This window comes from Billgrantia pellis (assembly GCF_008297955.1).
GTDB lineage: Bacteria > Pseudomonadota > Gammaproteobacteria > Pseudomonadales > Halomonadaceae > Halomonas > Halomonas pellis.
This window is the reverse complement of sequence record NZ_VTPY01000002.1, coordinates 80,477-103,305: the sequence shown is the minus strand read 5'-3', so window position 1 is coordinate 103,305 and position 22,829 is coordinate 80,477. Positions and strand designations below refer to the sequence as shown.

Below are 22,829 nucleotides of genomic sequence, written 5' to 3'. Positions count from 1 at the left end.
TGGTGGTGGGGTTGAGTGTTGGTTAGCATCAGGTGAAATAACCCCCTTATTCTCCTTCACCAAGGACACGCCATGAAACCCGAAACCATTGCCCTGCATCACGGCTACGCTCCCAACGACCAGCACGCCGTGGCGGTGCCGATCCATCAGACCACCTCGTTCGCCTTCGACAACGCCCGGCATGCTGCGGATCTCTTCGACCTCAAGGTTGAGGGCAACATCTATTCGCGCATCATGAATCCCACCTGTGCGGTGCTGGAACAGCGTATTGCCGCGCTGGAGGGGGGCATCGCCGGGCTGGCGGTGGCTTCCGGCATGGCCGCGATCACCTATGCGATCCAGACCATCGCCGAAGCCGGCGACAACATCGTTTCGATCAGCGAGTTATACGGCGGTACGTACAACCTCTTCGCTCATACTCTGCCGCGCCAGGGCATCGAGGTTCGTTTCGCCGATAAGGACGATATCGACGGCATCGAATCGCTGATCGACGCGCGGACCAAGGCGGTATTCTGCGAGAGTGTCGGCAATCCCTCAGGCAGCGTGGTCGACATGGCAAGGCTGACCGAGGCCGCTCATCGCCACGGCGTACCGGTCATCGTCGACAATACGGTACCCACACCGTTCCTGTGGCGGCCAATCGAGCACGGGGCCGATATCGTCATACACTCCGCCACCAAGTACATTGGCGGCCACGGCACCACCGTGGGCGGGGTCATCGTCGATTCGGGCAAGTTTCCCTGGGCCGATCATCCGCAGCGCTTCCCGCTGCTGAACGAACCGGACGTTTCTTATCACGGAGTCAGCTATACCCGCGACGTGGGTGAGGCGGCCTTTATCGCCCGGGCGCGGGTGGTGCCGCTGCGCAACATGGGCGCGGCACTCTCCGCCCAGGCGGCGTGGAACCTGCTGCAGGGACTTGAGACGCTGTCGCTGCGCATCGAACGGATCTGTGCCAATACGCAGCGGGTGGCCGACTACCTGGAGGGGCATCCGGCCGTGACCTGGGTGCAATACGCCGGGCTGTCGAGCCACAAGGACCATACGCTGGCCCAGCGCTACATGAACGGGCACGCCTCGGGGATTCTCAGCTTCGGCATCCAGGGCGGCAGGGACGCGGGGGCCCGCTTCTACGATGCACTGGGCATGATCCTGCGCCTGGTCAATATCGGCGACGCCAAGACATGTTCCTCGATTCCCGCCGCCACCACGCACCGGCAACTCAGCGACGAGGAACTCGCTGCTGCGGGAGTGACACCGGACATGGTGCGCCTGTCGATCGGCATCGAGCATATCGACGACATCGTGGCCGACCTGGAGCAGGCGCTGGCCGCCAGCCAGGGCTGAGCATGGTGCCGGGCGTCTCGCGTCGCGAGCCTTCCGGCATCGGCTGGTAACGACGGCAAGCCGGAGCGTTGCCGCAGAAGAAGGTGTCGTTCAATCGAAAAGAGCGGCTATCGACCTTGGGCGGTAAGTCTTGAATAGCGCTTTCGTCTGTCAGGCGAAAGTGGTGATGCCTAAGTCGCTGGCATAGCGTTAATCTCCAATAACACCGATAACAAAGAGACGACACGCATGCGGATATTGATGCTCCTGCTGGCCGTGGTGGCCCTTGCCGCCGGCCTTGCGGTTGGCTACCGCAACGGCGCCGAATGGCAGGCGCTTCTCTCCGTGGGACTGGCCACGCTCTCTGGCGCCATGCTCGCTCTGAGTGGTCTGGCCGCGATCTATCGCGCGGGCGCTGATTCGCTGGCCAACGACCGTTTCCATGTCTGGCTGTTCGTTTCCCGCGACTTTCTCTCGCTGCGGCGCATGGCGCATGGCCTGATCCAGCAGGCCAGCACCACGGCGATCGCTTCTGCCGAAGTGTCGCATCACGCCGATCGAATGGATCAGCGCCTGGACCGTCAACAGCAGACCGTGCGAGAGGCGTCGTCGAGCATGGCTGCGATCACATCGGCCATCGAGCAGGTCGCTGCCAGCGCTGCCAACGTAGCCACGCTTGCCAGCCGCTCCCGCGACGCCAGCCATGTCAGTCGTGAGTCGCTGGGGCAGGTGATCGAGGAGATGCAGGCGCTCGCCGAACGCTCGGAAGACGCGTTGGAGCTGCTCAACCTGTTGAGCGAGAAGACCGATAGCGTGCGTCACGTGACCTCCTTGATCGAGGAGATCGCCGAGCAGACCAACCTGCTATCGCTCAACGCCTCGATCGAGGCGGCGCGTGCCGGGGAACATGGACGGGGCTTCGCGGTGGTGGCTGGCGAAGTGAGGCAGTTGGCCGGGCGAACCGCTGACGCCACGCGAAACGTCGAGGCGCTGGTCGGCGATATCGGCGACAGCAGCCACCGGGTGGTCGACACCATCGGTCACCTGATGCAGCGTGTCGGCGATCGTGCCAAGGAGATGGGCAAGGTGGGCGAGCAGCTCACCGAGATGACCGGTCATTTCGACCAGGTGGAAGGCGAGATTCGCTCTATCGCCAATGCCATGGACGATACCAACCGACATTCGCAGCGGGTGGCGAAGACGCTCTCAACGCTGGAGGAAGACGCCGATCAGGGCAACCGCGACATGCACGGACTGGCGAGTCAGGCGCGTGCATTGATGGCGGGGGCCGAAGCCGTCGACGCGGCGCTTGCCCAGCAACGCCTCGAGGGGCGCCATCGACAGGTCTTCGAAGCTGCGCGCGAGGCCGCGGCTAGGATCGGTACACTGCTCGAATCGGCGCTCAAGCATGGCGAACTGGACGAGCAAACCCTGTTCCATGCTCAGTACACGCCGATCCCCGGCACCCATCCGCAGCAGTACGAAACCGGTTTCGTTCACTACACCGATGAGCATTTCCCTGAGATTCAGGAACCGCTGCTGGAGCGACTGGGCGTTGCCTACGCCATCGGTATTGATCGTCGTGGCTACATTCCCACGCATAATGCACAGAGCAGCCGTCCGCCCACCGGTGATTACGCGCATGATCTCAAATTCTGTCGTAACCGAAGGATCTACGAGGACACCACCGGCCAACGCTGCGGTACTCACGAGGAAGCACTGCTGCTACAGACCTACAAGCGCGATACCGGAGAGGTGATGCACGACCTGTCGGTGCCGATCTACGTGGATGGAAAACATTGGGGTGGTTTCCGCGTTGGCTACAAGCCGGAAGGCGCCTAAGTTCCATCGGCGTGGTTAGCCGTTCGGCAACGATTGCGGCGCCGGTTCCCTGCTCAGGATCAGTTCCGCTGTTGTTGCGGCGCTGCGCCGGCGGGCGCCAGCGGCGAGCGCTTTCGCTCGTTCCAGGCCGACCAGGAGTACAGTGCCAGGCCGAGCCAGATCAGGAGAAATGTGGCCAATTGGATCGAAGATAGCGGCTCGCGAAAGACCAGCAGCGCGATGAAGAACTGAATGCTGGGGTTGAGATACATCAGAAAGCCCAGCGTTGCCAGGCGCAGGCGGCGCGCTGCACCGGCAAAGGCCAGCAGCGGCAATGCCGTGATGATACCGCTGGCGACCAGCAGCAGAGTGGCGCGGAGCTCGGCGAGGAAATGGGAAAGCTCCGCGAGGCTCAGCCAACTGAGAGCGAGCAGCCCGAGTGGCAACAATAACAGTGTTTCCACGAACAGTCCCGACAACCCATCGAGGGGAACTTGCTTGCGCAGTAGGCCGTAGGTGCCGAATGAGAGCGCCAGGCTCAGGCTGATCCAGGGCAGTTCCCCGAGTAACAGCAGCTGAATGGCGATGGCGCTCCCCGCCAACAGTACCGCCACGCGCTGCAGGGCGGCCATGCGTTCCCGCAGCACCAGCATGCCCAGGGCGACGTTGACCAGCGGGGTGAGGAAGTAGCCGAGGCTGGCCTGAAAGACCTGGCGCGTCTCGACGGCATAGATGTAGAGCCCCCAATTGACAGCGATCAGCAGGGCGCAGCCCAGCACCCGACCTAGCCGTCGGGGCTCGGCCAGCGCCGAGCGTATGGGTCCCCAGCGCTTGAGGATCGTCACCAACGCGACCAGAAACAGGCACGACCAGATGATGCGATGAATCAGCACCTCATAGGCGGGAATGCCCTGGAAAAGCGCGAAGAACAGCGGGAAGCAGCCCCACATGCCATAAGCGGCCAGGCCAAAAGCCACGCCACGTGTGGCCTCACGATCGGTCAAGGACTGCGCGGTCATGCCAGGTTCTCGTGTGTGTTGGTTCGGATGTTTCTATTAGCAGCCTATCCGAGTCGTGGGGCTCACCGCCAGCGCCGTCTCGGGCTTATTCGTTGGCAGGCTGACGTCCGTGCCGAGCTGGGTTAGGCTGATGCGAGAGGGAGCCCATTGCAAGGAAAACCGAGATGAGTGAGCTGCGTACGACCCTGGTGCAGTGCGACCTGCGCTGGGAAGACCCCGAAGCCAACTGCCGAATGCTCGAGGAACAGTTGGGCGGGCTCGATGTTAGCCAGACCGATTTGATCGTGTTGCCCGAAATGTTCTCCACCGGCTTTACGATGAACTCTCGCGAGATGGCCGAACCGATGGAAGCGAGTTCGGCCGTGGCTTGGCTGCGTGAACAGGCCATCCAGCGCCAGTGCGTCGTCACCGGCAGCGTGGCGGTGGTCGAAGACGGCAACTACTACAACCGGTTGGTGTGGGCCCGCCCGGATGGTAGCCGAGTCTGTTACGACAAGCGACACCTGTTCCGCATGGCCGGTGAGCATGAGCGCTATGCCATGGGTCACGATCGTGTCATCGTCACGCTCAAGGGCTTTCGCATACTGCTCAGCGTCTGCTACGACCTGCGCTTTCCGGTCTGGCTGCGGCAGAGTCCGGGACCCGGCGAGCACTTCGAGTATGACGCTCTGCTCTGCGTCGCCAACTGGCCGGCGCCGCGGCGACACCCCTGGCGTATCCTGCTGCAGGCGCGTGCCATTGAGAATCTATGCCCGGTGATCGGCGTCAACCGAGTCGGTGAGGATGCCAATGGCATGCGCTACGCCGGCGATTCCATGCTGGTCGACTTCAAGGGCGAGGCGGTTATCGACCCGCCGCGCGATACCGCCTTCATCGAGACCGCTACGCTGTCACGGGACGATCTCGACGCCTTCCGCGAGAAGTTCCCCGCCTGGCGCGACGCCGACCACTTTACGCTTTCCGACGGAGTCGGTTTCTGATGCGTCTCGATCGCTTCCTGGCGGAGACCACGGACCTGACGCGCAGTCTGGCGAAGAAGGCGCTGCATCGTGGCGAGGTGAGCGTCAACGGGGAGGTGACCAAGCAGGCAGCGCTCCACGTCGCCCCGGCCGATCGCGTGGTGTGGAACGGTCGACCGCTGTCGCTGGTGGGGCTGCGTTATGTGATGCTCCATAAGCCGACCGAAGTCGAATGCAGCGCGCGTCGCGGCCTCTATCCGCGCGCAGTGGACCTGATCGACCTGCCGAAGGCGGAACGTCTCCAGACGGTGGGGCGCCTCGATGTCGATACCACGGGGCTGGTGCTGCTCACCGATGATGGTCAGTGGTCCCATCGTGTCACCTCGCCGCGCCGTCGTTGCGGCAAGGTCTATCGTGCGACCCTGGCGGAACCGCTCGAGGGGGAGGCGATGGAAGCGGCCAGGGCTCGTGTTGCGGAGGGTATCCTGCTCGAGGGCGAGGACAAGCCAACGCTACCGGCCGAATTGATCATGCATGGCTCACGCGACGCCGAACTGACTCTGTACGAGGGACGCTATCATCAAGTCAGACGCATGTTCGCGGCCCTCGGCAATCGCGTCATCGCCCTGCACCGAGAATCGATCGGACCGTTGTCGTTGGGTTCGCTTGGCGAAGGTGAGTGGCGAGAGCTGTCACAGGCCGAGATCGAGGCTTTTCGCTGATTTCAGTTCACTGGTGCCGAGATCTCGCTCCGGTCGCGTCCACGGCGCTTGGCACGGTAGAGCGCCATGTCAGCCAAGTGGATCAGTTCCAACGGGTCGGCGGCGTGCTCCGGGTAGGTGGCGATGCCACAGGAGAGGCTGACGGCCCCCAGCTCACGTTCACCGTGAGCGAAGCGCTGCCGGCGCATCGCTTGCAGGAAGCTTTCGATCCTCTCGGCAGCCTGGCTCGCCGAGGCCCCGGGCAGTATCACCACGAACTCCTCTCCGCCGAGGCGACAAACGACGTCGGCATCGCGAAAGTGCTGACTGAGCAGTTGGCTCGTCGCCACCAGCACCGCATCGCCTGCCTCGTGTCCATGCAGATCGTTCAATTTCTTGAAGTGATCGATATCGAGCATGACCAGCGTGAGCGGTTTCCCACGCCTGGCTTTCGCTGCCTCGTGGGCGTAGATCTCGTCGAAATGGCGGCGATTCTTCAGCCCGGTCAGCGGGTCCTGGTAGGAGAAGGCGTGCAGTCGCTCGACCATGCACTGCAATGCGTGGGTGCGCTCCTCCACCTGCTTTTCCAGATGTTGGTTGAGCTGGAGCAGCGCGCGTTGCGTACGCGTGTAATGGCGTAGAGAGATTGCCACGATGGCAAGACTGAAGATCAGTGCGCCTGCGCTGACGGGTACCCGTCTCCAAGGGAGCAGGCTGTGCGCCACGGCCATGTCGCCCAGCAACAAGAGCGCGAACAATCCATAGGCGGCAATGATCAGCTTCTGCTCGCCGTTCAGGCGCCTTAGTCGAGCGACCACCAAGGTGAACAGCACAGGCAGGGTGACGGCCAGCAGCACGTCGTATACCGGGAAAGTGCTCGACAGGTTGATGGCGCCGCTAGCCGCCAACCCCAGTGCACCGAGCAGGTAAGCCAGATGGCCCTGCCACAGAAGGCGAATACAGCGCGAATGGCGCGACTCGAACCAAGGCTCCAGCAACAGGCCAATGCCGACCGGAAGGGCGTAATAGCCTGCTGCAGCCAGGTAATCCCACACAAGAGGCGCCGCAATGAGTAGTTGGCTGGCCTGGCTCTCGGCGAGGATCATGATGCCGGAAGCCAGCGAGAAGAGCGTGATGCCGACGAAGCTTCGGCGCTCGGTCTGTATCAACGAGAAGATGCCTGCCAGCAAGGCAAGCAGCAGACAGAAGGCGCTGACGATCAGATCATTGGCCGAACGCTTGAGAATCCCGCTGAGCAGCTCAGGGCGATCCGCCAGCTTGACCTCTCCCCATAGGCCGATATCGGTATAGTCGGAGAAGACGCGAAAGAAGAGCTCACGGCCGGCAAAGTCCTCAGGCAGGCTGATCATGTGCCAGGGCCAACCGGCGAAACGTCCCTTGCCATTGGCATCGAAGCGTCCGTGCTGGTAGATCAGTTCGGTATCTAGATAGACCTGGGCAATGAGATCGATGCTATAGACATACAGCACCGGATCACGCCATTCGCCGTCGGGTAGGGCGATGCGGAACCAGACATGGCGGTTCCCGTTGCGCCCCGACGGGTTGGAAGGAAAATCAATGTCGCGCCATTCACCGGCGGAGGGTTCCAGAAGCCAGGCGAGCCGACCGTCCGGCAGCCGAGGGGAATCGCCCCAGCGATACTTCCAGCCCGCGTCGAGATCCAGAGCGGTCGCTGAGCCCTGTACGACGGGAGAGTACAAGAAAATCAGCAGCCATAACCACCACAGGCTGGCAAGAAGACGCATAGGCAGGGTTACCAGGCGAAACACAAGGTCACCAGTATAAGGCAAGGTTAGGAACGGATATGCCTCCTTCGTCATGTACGGATCATGCTGTATAAACGTTACAGGTTTATACCGTTATCTTTATTTATGGATTACATGAATGCCTTGCCTCTGAGACGATCCGTTTACCGTCAAAAACGGTGGGGCAGGCCAGCCGCCTTGACCAAAGCTCGTGTGTAAGCACTCGATGGCTCCGCTAGCAGAGCCTGACAGTCACCCTGTTCCACCAGGGCGCCTTCCTTGAGCACCATCACACGATGCGCCATGGCACGCACCACGGCCAGATCATGGCTGATGAACAAGTAGCTCAGGCCACGTCGTGCTTGCAACTCGCGCAGAAGCTCGACCAACTGCTTCTGTACGGTGCGGTCGAGGGCCGAGGTGGGCTCGTCGAGCACCACCAGTTCGGGCTCCAGAATCAGGGCTCGCGCGACGGCGATGCGCTGACGCTGACCGCCGGAAAATTCGTGGGGATAACGGGCTGCACAGTCAACCGGCAGGCCGACCTCCTCGAGCGCCGTTCTCACTCGCTGCGTCACTTCGCAATTCGATAGGTCGGGATAATGGAAGCGCAGCCCCTCGCTGACGATATCGGAAACCGGTAGGCGAGGAGACAATGAGCCGTAGGGATCCTGGAACACGACTTGGAAGCGTCGCCGTCTTCGGCGCAGGGCATTACCCGAGAGGCGATCGAGCCGTTCGCCGTCGAAGTCGATCTCGCCGCGACTCTCCACCAGCCGTAGCAGTGCCATGGCCAGCGTTGTCTTGCCCGACCCCGACTCCCCGACAATACCGAGGGTTTCACCGGGAGCCAGGTGAAGATCGATCGGCTTGACCGCTTCGAAGGCGGGCGGGCGCGACGCAAAGAGTCGCCGGGGTCGTTGAAAACTGACCGACACGCCGCGTGCCTCGAGTAGCGGCTGGCGTGAAGCCGGTGGCGATGGCCGGCCTGTGGGCTCGGCATCGAGCAGGGTTTGCGTGTATGCGCTGCGCGGTGATTGAAACACTTCGCCCACCGGCCCCGTCTCCTGCTCGACACCATCGTAGAGAACGCAGACGCGATCGGCGTGACGCTTCACCAGATTGAGGTCATGAGTGATGAACAGCATACCCATGCCATGGCGGTCACGAAGTTCGGCGAGCAGGCCGAGAATCTCCTGCTGCACGGTGACATCGAGTGCCGTCGTCGGCTCGTCGGCGATCAACAGCTCGGGATCGTTGGCAATGGCCATGGCAATCATGACTCGCTGGCGCTGCCCGCCCGATAGCTGGTGAGGCCAGGCATCGAGCAGTTCGTCGGGGCGTGGCAACCGTACCTGTTCGAACAGCATTCGAGTGCGCTCGCGAGCGGCGCGCCCCGATAACCCTTGGTGCAGGCGCAGCGTCTCGCCAATTTGCTTGCCCACCGTATGCAGAGGATTGAGCGAGGTCATCGGTTCTTGAAAGACGAACCCCACGCGCCCACCGCGAAGCGCCTGCCAATCGCGCTGGCGCAGCCTGGTCAGGTCCGTATCGCCCAGCCAACGTTCGCCGCTGATCGCGGCATTGTCCGGGAGCAGTTCCATGGCACCCAACGCTGAGACCGACTTGCCGGAGCCGGATTCACCGACCAGTGCCAGCGTCTCGCCACGGTGAACCTCGAGCGAGAGTTCCTTGAGCACCGGCTTGCCGTCGAAGGCAATCGACAACCTCTCGAGACGCAGCAGGGAAGAGGCATGAGAATCAGGCATTGGGTTGGGTCCTGGTCAGCGGGGTGGCACTCAGTGCGTGCTGGATGTGACGCGGGTCGAAGGCGTCGCGCAGGCCTTCGCCAATGAAGACCAGCAGCGAGAGCATCAGCGACAGGCTGACGAAGGCAGTGATGCCGAGCCAGGGCGCATGCAGGTTGTTCTTTCCCTGGGCCACCAGTTCCCCAAGCGAGGGGGAGCCCGGTGGCAGCCCAAAGCCGAGGAAATCGAGCGCCGTCAGCGTAGTGATGGCACCGGTGAACAGGAAGGGAATGAAGGTCAGCGTGGCGACCATGGCGTTGGGTAGAACGTGGCGCCACATGATCAGGCGCGAAGGCAACCCCATCGCTCTGGCCGCGCGCACGTACTCGAGATTGCGCGCACGCAGAAATTCGGCACGCACCACATCCACCAGGCCGAGCCACGAGAACAGCAACATGATGCCGAGCAACCACCAGAAGCCGGGTTGCACCAGGCTGGCCAAGATGATCAGGAGAAACAGTACCGGCAGCCCCGACCAGATCTCGGTGAGGCGTTGTCCGATCAGGTCGGTCTTGCCACCAAAGTAGCCTTGGATACCGCCGATGAGCACGCCCATGACCAACGAGCCGGCCGTCAGCACCAGGGCGAAGGCCACCGACAAGCGGAAACCGTAGATGACCCGGGCCAGAACGTCGCGCCCCTGGTCGTCGGTGCCCAGCCAATGTCGGCCATCCGGTGGCGAGGGCGAAGGACGCATCATCTGCATGTCCAGGGTCTGGTAGGAGTAGGGGATCGGTGGCCATAGCGCCCAGCCGTGTTCCGCGATCTGCCCGCGTATGAAGGGGTCGTGATAGTCAGTGCGGGTAGGCAGGAAACCGCCGAACGTGGTCTCGGGATAATCCACGAGCAGTGGCACATACCACTGGCCGTCGTAGCGCATGATCAGTGGCTTGTCGTTGGCGATCAACTCGGCCCCCAGGCTCACGACAAACAGGATGAGAAAGATCCACAGCGAGACGCGAGCGCGTCGATTCCGCCGGAAGACACCGATGCGGCGCCGGGCGATGGGGGAGAGCGCAAGAGGCATCGTGTCAGGACTCCCGTGTCTCGAAGTCGATACGTGGATCCACCCAGACATACGTCAGGTCGGATATCAGCTTCAGGATCAACCCGATCAAGGTATACAGGAACAGCGTGCCGAAGATCACCGGGTAGTCACGCTGCATCACCGCCTCGAAGCCGAGCAGCCCCAGCCCTTCCAGCGAGAAGATCACCTCGATCAAGAGCGAGCCGGTGAAGAAGATGGTTACCAGCGCGCCGGGCAGGCCGGCGATGATGATCAGCATGGCATTTCGGAACACATGCCCGTAGAGGGTGCGTCGGTCGCTCGCGCCCTTCGCCCGGGCGGTGAGCACGTACTGCTTGTGTATCTCATCGAGGAAACTGTTCTTGGTCAGCATGGTCAAGGTGGCGAAACTGCCGATGGTCATGGCCGTGACCGGTAGGGCGATATGCCAGAAATAATCCTTGATCTTGCCCCACGTGGATAGCTCCTCGAAGTCCGGCGAAGTGAGACCGCGAAGTGGAAATAGATCCCAATAACTGCCGCCCGCGAATAGAACGATCAGCAGGATGGCAAACAGGAAACCGGGAATGGCATAGCCGACGATAACGAAGCCCGAGGTCCAGACGTCAAAGCGTGAGCCATGCCTTAATGCCTTGCGGATACCGAGCGGAATCGAAATCAAATAGACTAGCAGGGTGGTCCATAGCCCCAATGAGATCGATACCGGCAGGCGCTCGACCATCAGTTCGACCACCGGTCGGTCACGAAAGAAGCTGTTGCCGAAATCAAAGGTGAGGTAGTCACGCATCATGCCCAGAAAGCGCTCGTGAGCCGGCTTGTCGAAGCCGAACTGCTGTTCCAGCTGTTCGATGAAGCGCGGATCGACACCGCGGGCTCCCCGTGACTCGTCACGCACCACCACGTCGCCACCGCCGGCGTCGAGACGTGTGCTCGACATGCTGTCGAGTCCTTCGAAGCGCGCCATCATTTGATCGATCGGCCCGCCTGGCGCGGCTTGAACAATAATAAAATTGAGCAGCATGATGCCAATAAGGGTCGGAATCATCAGCAGCAAGCGGCGAAGAATGTAGCGGCTCACGTCAAAGGCACCCTCGTGTCAGCGGTAACGGCCTGGCAGCCTATCGGCCCCGCAGGCGCCGGTTGATCTCGCTCTCGCGCTCGGCGTCGATCCACCAGGTAGTCAGATCGAAGCCATACTTGGGAAAAGTCTCGGGATAGCCGAACTTGTCCCAGATCGCAATGCGCGTCTCGCCGGAATGGTAGTGAGGGATCACAATGAAGCTCCACAACAGCACTCGGTCCAGGGCGCGTGCTGCCGTGTTGAGCTCCTCTCGGCTGTCGGCGCGTATCAGCCGCTCGACCAGCGCATCAACGGCGGGGTGCTCCAGCCCCATTAGGTTGCGGCTCTGCGGGCTATTGGCGAACTCGCTGGTCCAATATTCGCGCTGCTCATTGCCGGGATTGTTGGATTGAGGGAACTGGCCGGTCACGATATCGAAGTCGAAACTGCGCAGGCGATTAAGATATTGGTTGATATCAACGATGCGCAACCTACCCTGAATGCCAAGACGCGACATGTTGCGCAACATGGGTTGCACCACCCGCTCCATGCCGCTGTCGAAGAGCATCACCTCCACGCTGAGCGGCTGCCCGCTCTCCCTGTCCACCAACTTGTCGCCACGCACCTCGTAACCCGCCTCGAGCAGCAGGTCGTAGGCGAGTCGCAGGCGCTCGCGAAGGTCTTCGGGATGCTCGATGGGAAGCGGGGTGTCGAAGACGCGCTCCGGCAACATGTCGCGATACGGCTCCAGCAACTTGAGCTCCGCTTCGCTGGGCAACCCCTTGGCCGCCATCTCAGAATTCTGAAAGAAACTCTCGGTACGCTTGTAGGTATCGTAGAACAGGTTGGCATTGAGCCAGGGGAAATCGAACGTGAGGTTGAGCGCCTCGCGCACGCGCGAATCCTGGAACTTGTCACGCCGAAGATTGAAGACGAAGGCCTGCATGCGCGAAGGCTGCCCGTCGGGCACGGTCAGACGCTTGACCAGGCCATCACGATAGGCGGGAAAGTCGTAACCGATAGCCCAGGTCGCCGCGCGTGCATCGGTGCGATAATCCAGCACGCCGGCCTTGAAAGCCTCCCAGGCAATATCGCGGTCTCGATAATAGTCGTAGATCAACTGGTCGATATTGTGCCGCCCCACATTGACCGGCAGGTCGCGCCCCCAATAGTCCTCGACTCGCTCATAGACGATCCGGCGTCCGGGCTCCACTTCAGCGATGCGATAGGGGCCGGAGCCGGGATGTCGGTCGAGCGTCGGCGAGCTGAAGTCGCGCTCCTCCCAATAATGTTGGGGCAGAATGGGCAGCTGACCGACGATCAATGGCAGCTCGCGCGAGTGGTTGGACGCGAACTCGAAACGCACGGTGTGCGCATCGAGCGCTTCGACCCGCTCCACGTCGGCATAGTAGCCGCGGTAGAACGGATTGCCTTCTTCCATCAGCAGGTTGAAGCTGAATACCACGTCGTCGGCCGTGACGGGCTCGCCGTCGTGAAAGCGAGCTTCGGGGCGCAGATCGAACTCGATCCAGAGGCGCTCCGGATCCAGGCGTATGCCTTCGGCCAGCAGCCCATAAACGCTGAACGGCTCGTCGAGGTTGTTCGTCAGCAACGTGTCGTAGATCTCGCCGATGCCGATTGCCGGTGTGCCCCGGATGATGAAAGGATTGGTCGAGTCGAAGCTGCTGCCGACCGCGGCCTGGGTCATGCTGCCGCCTTTGGGCGCTGCGGGGTCGACATAGGGGAAATGGGGGAAATCGGCGGATAATGCCGGCTCGTCGTAGAGCGCCAGGCCGTGAACGGTGGGAACCGTATCGTGGTCGTCAGTCAATGCCGAAGACGACCAGGCGAGCACCAGGCAACAGGCGAGAACGCAACGCAAGACGAACCGCATCAATGACATCCTTGGTAGTTCGGGTCCGATTGGGCCGGGCATTACCGCCATAAGGTGTCAGGCTGTCCGTCGCTTGTAAACCTTCGCCTGGCCTCAAGCATCGCTGTCCATCAACGCGATGCCAGGCTGCGCCGCGGAATGTCCAATACCTGACCTGCATGGATGATGTCGCCACGCAGCCCGTTGTGCTGCCTCAGTTCGGCCACCGTGATGCCGTGCCGGGAGGCGATGGCGGACAGGCTGTCGCCGCGCTGAACGAGGTGGCGGGAATCATCGGTGCCTGTGGCAGCCGGGGCACTGAGCTCGGCCAGCACGGTTTCTTCGTGATCGATGGGTACCAGTACCACTTCAACCGCAGCGGGGGAGGCGCTCTTGTTGGTCAGGCCCGGATTGAGCGCAGCCAGCTCATCCGGCGCAAGCCCGGTGACATTGGCGAGCTGCGAGAGGTGAAAGTGCGTTTCCACCGGAACCGTAGCGAAAGCTGGAGCATCGTCAATGGCGGGCAGGGCGACGCCGTATTGCTCAGGGTCATCGATGATGGCGGCAATGGCATTGAGCTTGGGCAGGTACTGCATGGTCTCGCTCGGCAACTGGAGGTTCCAGTAATCGCTTGGTGCGCTGCGTGCCGCTGCCGCATGTCGGGCCCGGTTGACGGTGCCCGCCCCTGCGTTGTAAGCCGCCAAGGACAGCTCGATGTCACCGTCATACCACTGCTCGGCCTGCAGTTCGATATAGTCGAGAGCGGCCTGGGTGGAGGCGACGACGTCAAGACGTCCGTCATAGCCTTGCTGTCGTCTCAGGCCTAGAGCATCCGCCGTGCCGGGCATGAACTGCCAGAGGCCGGCAGCGCCGCGATGACTGCGCGCGCGAGGGTCGTAGGCGCTTTCGACGAAAGGGATTAGGGCGATCTCGCCCGGCAAGCCGCGCCGTTCCACCTGCTCGGTAATCCAGGCGATCCAAGGGCGGGCGCGCTCCATGATGTCGACCACGTTGCCGGGGTTGGCGCGGTAATACTCGATCCATTGCTGTACGCGCGGATCATGACGCCGTTCATGCCAGGCCAGGCTGTCGCGCAAGCGCTCCCAGGCGCTACCGGGCATGGCTTCGAGCTGGAGATCGTCCCAGAAATGGTGGAGCGGAAGGGCGGGCGCGGAGGCGGGATGGGGCGATGCGCGAAGCTCGGGCCCGGCCGTTGCCAGGGCGCTGACCAGGGCGACTCCGCCAGCCAGACGCAAGGTCCACTGCCTCGTCGTTCGGTAGGTCATTCTTCCTCCTTCTGGGCGCGCATCGTCGCAGCGGCGCCCTTGGGATGTGTCGATGCTCAAAAACGGTCTTTCCAGGCGCGCAGGGTGGCAAAGGTCGCCTGGTCGCTTTCGGTATTGCCGTGTTGCGAGGCGGAAGCACGCACGTCCGGCGCAGCGCAGCGCAAGAACGGATTGATGGCTTTCTCACGCCCCAGGCGACTGGGCAGGGTAGGGCGGTCGAGGTCGCGCGCCCGACGGGTCTCGTCCAGCGCTGCAGTCACGTCGGAATTATGCGGATCGACAGCCTGAGCGAAGGTCAAGTTGGCCAGGGTGTACTCATGGGCGGCGAAAATCAGCGTGTCGTCCGGCAGGGCAGCGAGCCGTTGCAGCGAACGGAACATCTGTTCGGGAGACCCCTCGAACAGGCGTCCGCAGCCGCCCGAGAAGAGCGTATCGCCACAGAACAGCAGAGGGGGGATGCCGGGAGTGAAGAAGGCGATATGATCGAGGGTATGGCCCGGCACGTCGAAGACATCGAAACGTCGCCCCATGACTCGACACGTGTCGCCATCGCCGACGCGCTCGTCGATCCCTTCGATCTTGGGATTGTGCGGTCCGATCACCTTCGGCGAGTAGCGTCGGATGAGTTCCGCAAGCCCGCCCACATGGTCCGGATGATGATGCGTAACGAGGATGCTGCCGAGGGTCAGACCCTCTCGCTCGAGAACGTGAATGACGGGGGCTGCTTCACCAGGGTCTACCACACAGGCTTCAGGGCTCGTATCCTGACGAAGTAGCCAGATATAGTTGTCGCTCAAAGCGGGAATCGGTGTCACGCTCAGCATGGGCAGTCCGTCCTTGTTGCGTCGTCAACCGGATGCGCTGCAGGTCGCGGCCCTTTCCATTGTCTTCGCTGGAAGAGTGCCGCGAGCCATCGACTTGACGGTCATGCGCCGCCAAGTTCGTGAAAGTTGCCTGCAAAACCGGTGATCATGGAGGTATTGGCAAGCCATGTCAAATTCGCAGGAGACGGTAGCATTGGCCCAGCTATATCGCGAAGGGCAGCGCTACTGGTCGAGCGAGAACGGGCAGGCCCATTGGCGCGCTGAACGAGCCTGCCTGGGGCCGGTATGCGAGCGGCTGCATGGCGGCCACAGTCTGGAGTTAGGCATGGCTCCGGCGCTGAGCGACATGTCGCCGATCCAGCACGGCATGCGCTGGGCTCCCACGAGGGAGTTGACGAACACCTCCTCCACACTGGTCTGTCCGCTGGATGCGATCCCCCTGCCCGATGAATGCCTGCATCTGGTCATCGTGCATCATCTGCTGGAGGTGATCGCCGATCCGCACAGGCTTCTGCGAGAGGCGGCCAGAATCACCGCCGACGATGGCTGTCTCATCGTGCTGGGCTGGATGCCCCTCGGCTTGTCGGGGCTGTCCAGGCTGACGCCGGGTCGCCGGCAGCGCCTGCCATGGCGGGGTCAGTGGCGCACACCGGCCAAACTGAGCGACTGGCTGGCCATTGTCGATTTTCGCGTCGAGCAGGTAGACTACTGCGGCTTTCATCTTCCCGGCAGCTTGCCGGGGAATGCAACGCTGGAAACGCTCGGCCGTCGCCACAACATGCCTTTCGGTGACAGTTACGTCATTCAGGCACGGCGGCGCACCCGGCTGGCCCAGATTCAGCGCCCTCGGCTGCGACTGCAGGGCTCACTGGGCGGCGGTGCGCTGGGACACGCCATCCGTATCGGCAGCTCTGCGCCAGAGCCAACCAGAAGGACCACTGAAGTTGAGCGATAGCGATAACGACAAGCCGGCTCCCGGCGTCACCATCTATACCGACGGCGCTTGTCGCGGCAATCCGGGGCCGGGAGGCTGGGGCGCGGTGCTGGTGAGCGGCCGCCATGAAAAGACGCTCAACGGCTTCGAGGCGAATACCACCAACAATCGCATGGAGTTGATGGCAGCCATCATGGCGCTGCGCGCGCTCAAGCGCCCCTGCGAGATCGAGCTGTGGACCGACTCCGAATACCTGCGGCGCGGTATCACCGAGTGGATCCATAACTGGATGAAGCGTGGCTGGAAAACCGCCGGTCGCCAACCGGTAAAGAACGCCGAGCTGTGGCGCGAGTTGCATGAGGAGACCCAGCGACATCGCATCCATTGGCACTGGGTAAAGGGTCATAACGGCCACCCGGGCAACGAGCGGGCCGACGCACTGGCCAACGCTGCCATCGACGCTCACTGGACCCGTAGCAAGTCTCTCGCCATCCAACCTGAGTCCTAGACCCAATGCGTCAAATCGTTCTGGATACCGAAACCACAGGCATCGACCCCCGCGAAGGCCACCGGCTGATCGAAATCGGGGCCATCGAACTCGTCAATCGACGCTTCACGGGACGTACCTACCACCAATATATCAATCCCGAGCGCGAGGTCGAAGCCGAGGCCATCGGCGTGCATGGCATCACCAACGAATTTCTCGTCGACAAGCCGGTTTTCGCCGCGGTCGCCGACGCCTTCTGGGAGTTCGTGCGTGGGGCCGAGCTAGTGATTCACAATGCGGCGTTCGACGTAGGCTTCATCGACCATGAGTTCAAGCTTCTGCTCGCGGCACGCGGCGAGCCTCGCCTGGGTCCGGTAGCCGGACATTGCCGGATCCTCGATACGCTGCAGCTTGCGCGTGAACGTCACCCGGGACAGCGCAACAACCTCGATGCCTTGTGCAAACGCTACGAGATCGACAATGGGCACCGGGTTCTGCACGGTGCGTTGCTCGACGCCGAGATCCTGGCGGAAGTCTATCTGGCCATGACCGGCGGCCAGACGGCCCTCACGCTCGATGCCGATGAGAGCAGCAGCAGCGAAGCCATGGCCAGCGGTCTTTCGATCAGGCGCCTCTCGCTGAAGGCCGGCAGCCTGCGCGTGCTTCGACCCAACGCCACGGAACAGGCAGCACATCAAGCCAAGCTGGAGCAGATTCGCCAGGCAGCAGGCAGCTGTCAGTGGGATGCTCTGGGTGTGGTCGAAGGCGCGCGGGAAGCGGCTCACTGATGCTGCGGCGTGAACTGCCTCATGACGTCGCTGCGGGACGCCTGATTCGCCTGGCGGCAGGGCGGATCGCACCGGGCCCTGACGGAACGCCCTTGCAGGCGCCACAGCCCTGGCCCGAGGCTGCCCAACCCATAGGGTATTGGCACGACGAGCCGGTCGCCTTGTCGATTGAGGAGTCGGCCGACGGGGATTGGCCGGACGGGCGTGACTGGCTGGCACAGTTGCCGGAATCCTGGTTCCCGCTGATTTCCACCGCGCTGCAGGTCGCCGCGTGGCTACGCGACCACCGCTACTGCGGCCGCTGCGGTGCGCCAGCGGCCAAGCTCGATAGTGAATTCGCCATGCACTGCGAGCGCTGCGGCCATCGCAACTATCCGCGTATCTCGCCTTGTATCATCACCCTGGTCACGCATGGGAATGCCATGTTGCTGGCACGCAGCCCACGCTTTCCGCCGGGGCGTTATTCGACGTTGGCAGGCTTCATCGAGCCGGGCGAGTCGGCAGAGGATGCCGTGCGTCGCGAAATCCACGAGGAGGTCGGGGTAGCGGTAGGGCGAGTGCGCTACTTCCGTAGCCAAGCCTGGCCCTTTCCGCATGCCCTGATGCTGGGCTTCTTTGCCGAAGCCGCCAGCCGGCATATCCGCATCGATGGCGTCGAGATCGCCGATGCTGCCTGGTTCCTGCCCGGCAAGTTGCCCCAGCTACCGCCGCTCTACTCGATCTCGCGAGCGCTGATCGAGACGCATCTCGCCGAGGTGGCAAGCGGCGCACGTTAAGCCAAGGCATGCGAATGGGCTGCGTTTGGAAGGGCGGGCCCGTTCGCTCTTGCCGATGCAACGCGGTCAGCGGTTGGGGAATAGGCTCGTCAGCTTGGTCGCCAGCATCACGTTGCCCGTCGCCTTGAGCTTGCCCGTCATGAAAGCCGTCATGCCGTTGATCTCCCCGTTCATGATGCCCTTGAGCGTATCGCTGCTCATGGACAACGAAACCGACGGATCGTCGTGCTCGCCCTCCTCGATCGACAGGGTGCCGTCCTTCACAATCAGATAGTGGCTGCCGTTGTCGCTGAAGTGAAACTGAAAGACGTCGTCCATGCCTTGGGCGGCCTGGGGGTCGAAGCGGTCTTGCAGCTTGTTGAAAGTCGAGGTGGACATTGCGGGGCGTTCCTTTCTCGGTGGTTCCGGGCTGGAGAAGCGATGACGAAGAGTCATCGTCAGAGAGTATTTCAAACGATTGTTTCAATCAAGCCCATTGTCTCTGCCGCCGTGCAGGGTCAGGATTGAGACATCGATCCGAGCAAGCGGAGTGACAACGTGAACGAATGGCTGATGGACTTGGGGCGCTTCGCGGTGCAAGTCACGATTCTCACCCTTCTGGTCCTGGCGGCCGTCGCCCTGATAGCGCGTGCCAGGAGTGAATCGGGAGAGCGGCTGCGCCTAAGAGTCGACGAGCTGAACCGTCAGCGCGAATACCGGCGCCGGCGCTTGGCACTTGCCGCCACCGAGCCCAGCGCGCGCAAGCGATTGGTCAAGGCGTTCCGCCGCGACGACAAGCGCCTCATCCGTACCGCTCGCAAGTCACCGGATGAAAGTCGCAGCACGGTCTGGGTGCTGGATTTTCGAGGCGATATCAAGGCCACCGGCGTGGGACGCCTGGCCGAAGAGATCTCAGCCGTCATTGCGGCAGCGGGGGAGGACGATGAAGTGATGATTCGCCTCGAATCCGCCGGTGGTCTCGTGCATGCCTACGGCCTGGGTGCCGCCCAGATCGATCGCCTGCGCGAGGCCGGCTTGCCTATCACTGTCTGCGTCGACAAGGTCGCCGCCAGCGGCGGTTACTTGATGGCCTGTGCCGCCGATCGCCTGCGGGCCGCACCGTTCGCCGTGCTGGGATCGATCGGGGTGGTGGCCCAACTGCCCAACGTGCACCGCTTGCTCAAGCGCCACGATATCGATATCGAGCTACTCACCGCCGGCGAGTACAAGCGCACCCTGACCGTCTTCGGCGAGAACACCGAGGAGGGTCGTGAGAAGTTCCAGTCCGACCTGGAACATATTCACGCGTTGTTCAAGCGACACGTGACGGCGCGCCGCCCGGATCTGGATATCGAGGCGGTGGCCACCGGAGAGGTCTGGTACGGTCAGGATGCCATGGAAAAGGGGTTGATTGACGAGTTGGGAACCAGCGAGGCTTACCTGATGGCGCGTATGGAGGAGGCCCGAGTGGTGAGGGTGCGCCTCGAAGCCCGTCCATCGCTCGGGGAGCGCTTCGGCAAGACCATTGGCCACGGGGTGGAAAACGGCATAACGCGCCTGCTCGAGAGACTCGACGCAAGCCGTTGGGAGAAGCGGTGAACAGGCGGCCCGCCGCCATCCCTCATGCCTCCTGCACTCGCACCAACGCCTCAATCATCTGACGGGCCTGTTCTCCCTGCAGCGAATAATAGATGGTCTGCGACGCCCGCCGAGTCGAGACCAGGCCTTCGCGCCTCAGGATCGCCAAATGTTGCGATAGTGCCGACTGGCTTAGCGAAAGCCGCTGGTTGAGTTCGGTGACCGATAGCTCGGTGTCGTCCAGCAGACAGAGAATGCGCAGTCGATTGTCGTTGGCCAAGGCCTTCAACAAGGCGGTGGACTGATCGATAGCCGGTGTGCCGGCCTTCAGGAGGCGGGTTGCAGCGCGTTGCGAGGTGCTCATGATGATCTCCCCGTGTGGCTCACCGGCCGCTGTCACGGCGCGGAGCTGGCGGCTTCGACGGCTACCTCGCTCCATGGCCGCGCGAGACGACGAGGCGCCGCGGGCAATGCGATTCGCCAGAGCCAGTTTGTGTTATAGCTTTACTGATTTAGTCATCATTGATAGTGACCTGGCGGCTGTCAAACGAAGAATCAACCGAAGCGGTGGTAGGTCGCGGCGTGATGGAAGAGTTGTCAACAATAATTCTCTTTTCTCTTGACGCTTGTCGCTTGCCTCGCGTTCTTTAGTCGATGGTATGAGAGAAAAACCTACCGTTTTCTCTAAAGTGTCAACAATGTGCTTCTCTCTGCTGCCGGACAAGACACCATGACAACTTACAAGGCCGAGTTCCAACGCTCCATTAACCAACCGGAAGCCTTCTGGGCCGAGCAGGCCCATCGAATCCCCTGGTTCATGCCTCCAAGACAGATTCTCGAGTACGATGAACAGGGCCACGCGCGCTGGTATGTCGACGGTGAGCTGAACATCTGCCACGCGGCGCTGGATCACCACGTCGAGCAGGGCCGGGGCGATCAACCGGCCATTTACTGGGATTCTCCCGTGACCGGCCGCCGGCGCACGCTGACCTTCGGGGAGTTGCGCGATCACGTGGCGCGGTTCGCCGGAGCGCTCGCGGGGCTGGGCGTGGCAAAGGGCGACCGGGTGGTCATCTACATGCCGATGGTGCCGGAGGCGCTCGTCGCCATGTATGCCTGCGCACGCCTGGGTGCCGTGCACTCCGTGGTGTTTGGCGGTTTCGCCCCGCATGAGCTGGCGGTTCGCATCGACGATGCGCGGCCCAAGGTGGTAGTGGCGGCCTCATGCGGGGTGGAGATCGATCGCGTCATTCCCTACAAGCCCAATATCGATGCGGCAATCGAGCTGAGCGAACACAAGCCTGACGCTTGCGTTTATCTACAGCGCGAGGAGCAGGCCATCGAATTCGGCGAGCGCGACCACGACTGGCGGGCACTGTTGTCCCGTGCCGAGCCGGCCGATTGCGTGCCGGTGAAGGGTAGCGATCCGCTCTACGTGCTCTATACGTCGGGTACGACCGGCAAGCCCAAGGGCGTCGTTCGCGACACCGGCGGCTACGCGGTGGCCCTGCACTACTCAATGGAAGCGATCTACGACGTGGCGCCGGGCGATGTCTTCTTTTCCGCTTCCGATGTCGGGTGGGTGGTAGGGCACTCCTACATCGTCTATGCCCCGTTGCTGCGTGGCTGTACCACCGTCGTCTACGAAGGCAAGCCGGTCAAGACGCCGGATGCCGGCGTCTTCTGGCGATTGGTCAGCCAGTACCGGGTCAAGAGCTTCTTTACCGCACCGACGGCCTTCCGTGCGATAAAGAAAGAGGACCCGGACGGCAAGTGGCTGCAGCAGTACGATATCTCATGCTTGAAGGCGCTGTTCCTGGCCGGCGAGCGGCTCGACCCGCCGACCTTCCATTGGCTCGACGATTTGCTCGAGGTGCCGGTGATCGATCACTGGTGGCAGACCGAGACCGGCTGGCCGATCGCCGCCAACTTGCAGGGACTGGAGCCGCTGCCGACCAAGGCCGGCAGCGCCACAGTGCCGGTCCCGGGCTTCAACGTGCAGGTGCTCGACCGGGAAGGCCAGGTCGCCAAGCCGATGGAGCAGGGCAGCGTGGTGATCCGGCAGCCGATGCCACCCGGCTGCCTGGTGGGCGTCTGGGGCGACCCGCAGCGCTTCCATAGCGCCTACATGGCGGCGTTTCCGGGTTACTACCTGACCGGGGACGGCGGTTACTTCGATGAGGAGGGATACCTCTTCGTCATGGGCCGCACCGATGACGTCATCAATATCGCCGGCCATCGCCTCTCCACGGGAGAAATGGAGGAGGTGGTCGGCGCCCATCCGGCCGTTGCCGAGTGCGCGGTGATCGGTATTCACGATGCGCTCAAGGGACAGGTTCCGGTCGGGTTGGTAATCCCCAAGGATGGCTTCGATGGCGATGAGGTGGCACTCGAGGAGGCGTTGATCGCGCTGGTACGCGACAGGATCGGCCCGATCGCCTGCTTCAAGCAGGTGTTGGTGGTGAGCCGCCTGCCCAAGACCCGATCCGGCAAGATTCTGCGCAAGCTGCTGCGCAACATTGCGGATGGCAAGGAGTATGGCATCCCCTCGACCATCGATGACCCGGCCAGCCTGCAGGACGTCCATGACGCCATGATCCAGCGTGACGTGGGCGCAGCACACGAGGCGCGTCAGGTCTGAAGGCTGCCTGCCGCCCAGACGACGAACGCCGCCCCGGAGAGCGGCGTTCGTCGTTTCGGCCCCGCCCCACTGGCTATGGCTGGCCCACGCACGGTACAGCACGTATAATGCCCGCCGCATTTCGGGTGCCCCGCACCCGGGGCTCATCGAGGGTTCCCTCACCCCTCTTTTCACCG

At 62.5% G+C, this 22,829-nt stretch carries 20 protein-coding genes; 10 read left to right on the top strand and 10 right to left on the bottom strand.

The window, feature by feature from the left end:
• Positions 1–72 precede the first annotated feature (72 nt).
• Entirely contained in the window at positions 73–1,347 is a 1,275-nt protein-coding gene (locus F0A17_RS04030) for an O-acetylhomoserine aminocarboxypropyltransferase/cysteine synthase family protein (RefSeq protein ID WP_149327084.1), read from the top strand.
• 228 nt (positions 1,348–1,575) lie between these two features.
• The gene (locus F0A17_RS04025; RefSeq protein WP_228716801.1) at positions 1,576–3,168 is read left to right on the top strand and encodes a methyl-accepting chemotaxis protein; all 1,593 of its coding nucleotides are present in this window, start codon (positions 1,576–1,578) and stop codon (positions 3,166–3,168) included.
• 59 nt (positions 3,169–3,227) lie between these two features.
• Here the strand turns inward: F0A17_RS04025 and rarD are convergent, their stop codons facing one another.
• Positions 3,228–4,166, bottom strand: a complete 939-nt coding sequence (gene rarD, locus F0A17_RS04020; RefSeq protein WP_149327083.1) for an EamA family transporter RarD — start codon at positions 4,164–4,166, stop codon at positions 3,228–3,230.
• Positions 4,167–4,330: 164 nt separating this feature from the next.
• On the opposite strand from rarD, the gene F0A17_RS04015 reads away from it, so the two are divergent.
• Positions 4,331–5,146 (top strand): amidohydrolase, encoded by an 816-nt coding sequence (locus tag F0A17_RS04015; protein ID WP_149327082.1) that lies wholly within the window; start codon positions 4,331–4,333, stop codon positions 5,144–5,146.
• Positions 5,146–5,847 carry a pseudouridine synthase gene (locus F0A17_RS04010; RefSeq protein WP_149327081.1) on the top strand — a complete coding sequence of 234 codons (702 nt, stop codon included), beginning with the start codon at positions 5,146–5,148 and terminating at the stop codon, positions 5,845–5,847. The genes F0A17_RS04015 and F0A17_RS04010 overlap by 1 nt, the downstream gene beginning before the upstream one ends.
• 2 nt (positions 5,848–5,849) lie before the next feature.
• On the opposite strand, the gene F0A17_RS04005 is transcribed toward F0A17_RS04010, so the two are convergent.
• The 7 genes from F0A17_RS04005 to gloB form a co-directional block, all read right to left on the bottom strand.
• Positions 5,850–7,616: a GGDEF domain-containing protein gene (locus F0A17_RS04005; protein WP_228716800.1), complete on the bottom strand. Its 1,767-nt coding sequence runs from the start codon at positions 7,614–7,616 to the stop codon at positions 5,850–5,852.
• A gap of 146 nt (positions 7,617–7,762) precedes the next feature.
• Positions 7,763–9,361, bottom strand: coding sequence for an ABC transporter ATP-binding protein (locus F0A17_RS04000; RefSeq protein ID WP_149327080.1), 1,599 nt, complete (start codon positions 9,359–9,361; stop codon positions 7,763–7,765).
• Positions 9,354–10,427, bottom strand: a complete 1,074-nt coding sequence (locus F0A17_RS03995) for an ABC transporter permease (RefSeq protein ID WP_149327079.1) — start codon at positions 10,425–10,427, stop codon at positions 9,354–9,356. The genes F0A17_RS04000 and F0A17_RS03995 overlap by 8 nt, the downstream gene beginning before the upstream one ends.
• Positions 10,428–10,431: 4 nt before the next feature.
• Positions 10,432–11,505: a microcin C ABC transporter permease YejB gene (locus tag F0A17_RS03990; protein WP_149327078.1), complete on the bottom strand. Its 1,074-nt coding sequence runs from the start codon at positions 11,503–11,505 to the stop codon at positions 10,432–10,434.
• A gap of 40 nt (positions 11,506–11,545) precedes the next feature.
• Complete coding sequence (locus F0A17_RS03985; RefSeq protein WP_149327077.1) at positions 11,546–13,381, bottom strand: extracellular solute-binding protein; 1,836 nt, start codon at positions 13,379–13,381, stop codon at positions 11,546–11,548.
• Positions 13,382–13,491: 110 nt separating this feature from the next.
• Positions 13,492–14,646 (bottom strand): transglycosylase SLT domain-containing protein, encoded by a 1,155-nt coding sequence (locus F0A17_RS03980; protein WP_149327076.1) that lies wholly within the window; start codon positions 14,644–14,646, stop codon positions 13,492–13,494.
• 56 nt (positions 14,647–14,702) lie between these two features.
• Entirely contained in the window at positions 14,703–15,470 is a 768-nt protein-coding gene (gene gloB, locus F0A17_RS03975) for a hydroxyacylglutathione hydrolase (RefSeq protein ID WP_149327075.1), read from the bottom strand.
• Positions 15,471–15,636: 166 nt separating this feature from the next.
• Between gloB and F0A17_RS03970 the strand changes: the two genes are divergently transcribed.
• From F0A17_RS03970 to nudC, 4 genes are read left to right on the top strand one after another with little or no spacing between them, the layout of a single operon-like run.
• Positions 15,637–16,425 carry a class I SAM-dependent methyltransferase gene (locus F0A17_RS03970; protein WP_149327074.1) on the top strand — a complete coding sequence of 263 codons (789 nt, stop codon included), beginning with the start codon at positions 15,637–15,639 and terminating at the stop codon, positions 16,423–16,425.
• Positions 16,415–16,912 carry a ribonuclease HI gene (rnhA, locus tag F0A17_RS03965; protein WP_149327073.1) on the top strand — a complete coding sequence of 166 codons (498 nt, stop codon included), beginning with the start codon at positions 16,415–16,417 and terminating at the stop codon, positions 16,910–16,912. The genes F0A17_RS03970 and rnhA overlap by 11 nt, the downstream gene beginning before the upstream one ends.
• A 5-nt stretch (positions 16,913–16,917) precedes the next feature.
• Positions 16,918–17,679 (top strand): DNA polymerase III subunit epsilon, encoded by a 762-nt coding sequence (gene dnaQ, locus F0A17_RS03960; protein WP_149327072.1) that lies wholly within the window; start codon positions 16,918–16,920, stop codon positions 17,677–17,679.
• Positions 17,679–18,455 (top strand): NAD(+) diphosphatase, encoded by a 777-nt coding sequence (gene nudC, locus F0A17_RS03955; RefSeq protein ID WP_149327071.1) that lies wholly within the window; start codon positions 17,679–17,681, stop codon positions 18,453–18,455. The genes dnaQ and nudC overlap by 1 nt, the downstream gene beginning before the upstream one ends.
• A 66-nt stretch (positions 18,456–18,521) precedes the next feature.
• Here nudC and F0A17_RS03950 read toward each other — a convergent pair whose 3' ends face one another.
• Complete coding sequence (locus tag F0A17_RS03950) at positions 18,522–18,833, bottom strand: SCP2 sterol-binding domain-containing protein (protein ID WP_149327070.1); 312 nt, start codon at positions 18,831–18,833, stop codon at positions 18,522–18,524.
• A 159-nt stretch (positions 18,834–18,992) separates the two neighbouring features.
• Between F0A17_RS03950 and sohB the strand changes: the two genes are divergently transcribed.
• On the top strand, positions 18,993–20,033 hold the full coding sequence (gene sohB, locus F0A17_RS03945; RefSeq protein WP_149327069.1) for a protease SohB: 1,041 nt from the start codon (positions 18,993–18,995) through the stop codon (positions 20,031–20,033).
• 22 nt (positions 20,034–20,055) lie between these two features.
• On the opposite strand, the gene F0A17_RS03940 is transcribed toward sohB, so the two are convergent.
• Positions 20,056–20,376 carry an ArsR/SmtB family transcription factor gene (locus tag F0A17_RS03940; RefSeq protein ID WP_149327068.1) on the bottom strand — a complete coding sequence of 107 codons (321 nt, stop codon included), beginning with the start codon at positions 20,374–20,376 and terminating at the stop codon, positions 20,056–20,058.
• A 366-nt stretch (positions 20,377–20,742) separates the two neighbouring features.
• Between F0A17_RS03940 and F0A17_RS03935 the strand changes: the two genes are divergently transcribed.
• The gene (locus F0A17_RS03935) at positions 20,743–22,653 is read left to right on the top strand and encodes a propionyl-CoA synthetase (protein WP_149327067.1); all 1,911 of its coding nucleotides are present in this window, start codon (positions 20,743–20,745) and stop codon (positions 22,651–22,653) included.
• Positions 22,654–22,829: the final 176 nt, after the last annotated feature.

Bases quoted from the DNA above. Each gene is read 5' to 3' on its own strand.
- F0A17_RS04030 (WP_149327084.1), top strand. From the start codon at position 73: ATGAAACCCGAAACCATTGCCCTGCATCACGGCTACGCTCCCAACGAC.
- F0A17_RS04025 (WP_228716801.1), top strand. From the start codon at position 1,576: ATGCGGATATTGATGCTCCTGCTGGCCGTGGTGGCCCTTGCCGCCGGC.
- rarD (WP_149327083.1), bottom strand. From the start codon at position 4,166: ATGACCGCGCAGTCCTTGACCGATCGTGAGGCCACACGTGGCGTGGCT.
- F0A17_RS04015 (WP_149327082.1), top strand. From the start codon at position 4,331: ATGAGTGAGCTGCGTACGACCCTGGTGCAGTGCGACCTGCGCTGGGAA.
- F0A17_RS04010 (WP_149327081.1), top strand. From the start codon at position 5,146: ATGCGTCTCGATCGCTTCCTGGCGGAGACCACGGACCTGACGCGCAGT.
- F0A17_RS04000 (WP_149327080.1), bottom strand. From the start codon at position 9,361: ATGCCTGATTCTCATGCCTCTTCCCTGCTGCGTCTCGAGAGGTTGTCG.
- F0A17_RS03995 (WP_149327079.1), bottom strand. From the start codon at position 10,427: ATGCCTCTTGCGCTCTCCCCCATCGCCCGGCGCCGCATCGGTGTCTTC.
- F0A17_RS03985 (WP_149327077.1), bottom strand. From the start codon at position 13,381: ATGCGGTTCGTCTTGCGTTGCGTTCTCGCCTGTTGCCTGGTGCTCGCC.
- F0A17_RS03980 (WP_149327076.1), bottom strand. From the start codon at position 14,646: ATGACCTACCGAACGACGAGGCAGTGGACCTTGCGTCTGGCTGGCGGA.
- gloB (WP_149327075.1), bottom strand. From the start codon at position 15,470: ATGCTGAGCGTGACACCGATTCCCGCTTTGAGCGACAACTATATCTGG.
- F0A17_RS03970 (WP_149327074.1), top strand. From the start codon at position 15,637: ATGTCAAATTCGCAGGAGACGGTAGCATTGGCCCAGCTATATCGCGAA.
- dnaQ (WP_149327072.1), top strand. From the start codon at position 16,918: ATGCGTCAAATCGTTCTGGATACCGAAACCACAGGCATCGACCCCCGC.
- nudC (WP_149327071.1), top strand. From the start codon at position 17,679: ATGCTGCGGCGTGAACTGCCTCATGACGTCGCTGCGGGACGCCTGATT.
- F0A17_RS03950 (WP_149327070.1), bottom strand. From the start codon at position 18,833: ATGTCCACCTCGACTTTCAACAAGCTGCAAGACCGCTTCGACCCCCAG.
- F0A17_RS03940 (WP_149327068.1), bottom strand. From the start codon at position 20,376: ATGAGCACCTCGCAACGCGCTGCAACCCGCCTCCTGAAGGCCGGCACA.
- F0A17_RS03935 (WP_149327067.1), top strand. From the start codon at position 20,743: ATGACAACTTACAAGGCCGAGTTCCAACGCTCCATTAACCAACCGGAA.